This window comes from Halanaerobium sp. (assembly GCF_003070835.1).
The window spans coordinates 1-1,957 of the sequence record NZ_QBLR01000456.1 but is presented as its reverse complement, the minus strand read 5'-3'; the positions used below and the strand labels follow the sequence as shown (position 1 = coordinate 1,957).

Below are 1,957 nucleotides of genomic sequence, written 5' to 3'. Positions count from 1 at the left end.
TGGTGTAGATGAGTTAAAAGGCATAGAATTCAATTTGCCGTCAATTGTGTAGTAATTTGAAACCGGAACTAAAAATTTGTCCCAGTCAAAACTATTATCTCCCGCTACCTCTTTGCCCAGATCCTCTATTGGCATAATTATGCCGCTGTCCAGCATCATTTGTGTTCCAATTTCGTAAATCTGAATAATATGTGGTGCAGTTCCGGTCTGAACTGCTGACTGAGTTTTAGTCAAAGTATCATTATAAGAACCTGTATATTGAGCTTTAACTTCAACTTGATCATGGCTACTATTAAACTCTTCGACTAATGTGTTTACTACTTCGAGATTATGTCCTCCCATTGCATGCCAAAAATCAATTGTAACTTCTTCTGCCGCTGCCGAAAAACTCACAATAAAACAGAGACTTACCAGAACTAACAAAACAGTTTTTTTCATAAATATTTTTCACTCCCTTTTGATTTGATGAAAATAGAAATCTACTAAAATGATTTTCTCTATCTGTAATATTAGCACTGCAAAGTTAAATCTAGATTTCTAAAAGGTTAAGTTTAGGTAAATTAAAAAATATCCCTGTATACTATTATAATAGGTCTTAAAACTATTCACATTTACTCTTTATTGAACTATAATAAATATATAGAAATATTCAGAATATTAATTTAGGAGGGGTTGAAATGAAAAAAGTTGAAGCTTTTATCCGATCTGATAAGTTAAATGAACTGGTCACAAAATTAAATTCTATGGGCCTGAAGGAATTAAATATTCTGGAAGCGAAGAACTTTAATCAAGATTTAATTGATTTAGCAGATAGTGATTTAAAAATAAAATTTACCCCGATGATGAGGATAGAATTCGTTATTAATTATACCGAAGTTGATAAATACGTAGAAGCAATTAAAAACACGGTTCAGACTGGTGAGAGTGGTGACGGTAAGATTTATGTCAGTGATATAGAAAACTCCGTTAAAATAAGCACTGGGGAAGAAGGACTAAAAGCTATAGCTTAAAATTAGCAATCGAGTAGGAGGGAAATAATTAATTTATTCCCCGTCCTCTCACACCACCACAGCATATCGTTCGGTACTGGGCGGTTCATTAAGAATTAATTACTTATGCATATCTTTCCGTAAAACTAAAGTATCCCAGTTTCTTTAACAACTGGTTGGTAAAGGTTCTTGCAAGTATTTGGCTATTGGATATTCTCCAGTAGACTTTTCTTGTGTTGGCATATTCCCACGCTTTGGGCTTTTTAATACCTAATTTCCTGAGCATCCTAAAGCGGGTTTTGACCTTTTTCCACCGTTTCCAGTAGCACATTCTTATTCGTCGTCTGGTCCACTGGTCTAAGTCTCTCATCTTGCTTTTCATATCAGCTATTTTATAATAGCTGACCCAGCCCGTGATTGTCTGTTTTAGTTTCTTAAAACGATATTTCATCGTCCAGGGCTTGCTTCTTGATGTGAGTTCTTTTATCTTTGCTTTAATTTTCTTGATTGATTTCGGGTGGACTCTAACCCTCACTTCATCTTTTGTCCGATAAAATGAAAACCCCAGAAATTTTCTTCTCCAGGGTCTGCCGACTGCACTTTTTGTTGTATTAACTTTAAGTTTCAGTTTCTTTTCAATAAATGCAGTTAGACTTTTCATAACTCTTTCGGCTGCCTTTCTACTTCTGACATAGATCTGGTTGTCATCAGCATAGCGACAGAATTTATGATTGCGTTTTTCCAGCTCTTTATCCAGTTCGTCCAGCATAATGTTACTAAGTAGTGGACTTAAAAACCCGCCCTGCGGGCATCCTTCGTCTGTTTTCTTAATTAAATCATCAATCATTACTCCTGAGTTAAGATAAGCTTGTTATGAGACAAGAAATATTTCAGTAACCAGGACATGTTTTTCACCAGTAAATATTTAAAAGAACAGGGTATTCTCATACCCTGAAATTAATTATTGT

General features: G+C 34.8%; 2 protein-coding genes and 1 pseudogene. 1 reads left to right on the top strand and 2 read right to left on the bottom strand.

Translation table 11 applies throughout. The annotated features are described in order from the left end of the window. On the bottom strand, window positions 1-438 hold a 438-nt coding region (locus CI949_RS20380), incomplete at its 3' end, for an extracellular solute-binding protein (protein ID WP_290769864.1). A 239-nt stretch (window positions 439-677) separates the two neighbouring features. On the opposite strand from CI949_RS20380, the gene CI949_RS20375 reads away from it, so the two are divergent. Continuing rightward, the gene (locus tag CI949_RS20375) at window positions 678-1,010 is read left to right on the top strand and encodes a P-II family nitrogen regulator (RefSeq protein WP_108140012.1); all 333 of its coding nucleotides are present in this window, start codon (window positions 678-680) and stop codon (window positions 1,008-1,010) included. A 103-nt stretch (window positions 1,011-1,113) separates the two neighbouring features. Here CI949_RS20375 and CI949_RS20370 read toward each other — a convergent pair. After that, window positions 1,114-1,872 (bottom strand): annotated as a pseudogene (locus tag CI949_RS20370) (group II intron maturase-specific domain-containing protein); the annotation flags it as partial. Window positions 1,873-1,957: the final 85 nt, after the last annotated feature.

What these genes read in the sequence shown, in the direction of transcription:
- CI949_RS20375 (WP_108140012.1), top strand. Translation starts at nt 678, where the DNA reads ATGAAAAAAGTTGAAGCTTTTATCCGATCTGATAAGTTAAATGAACTG.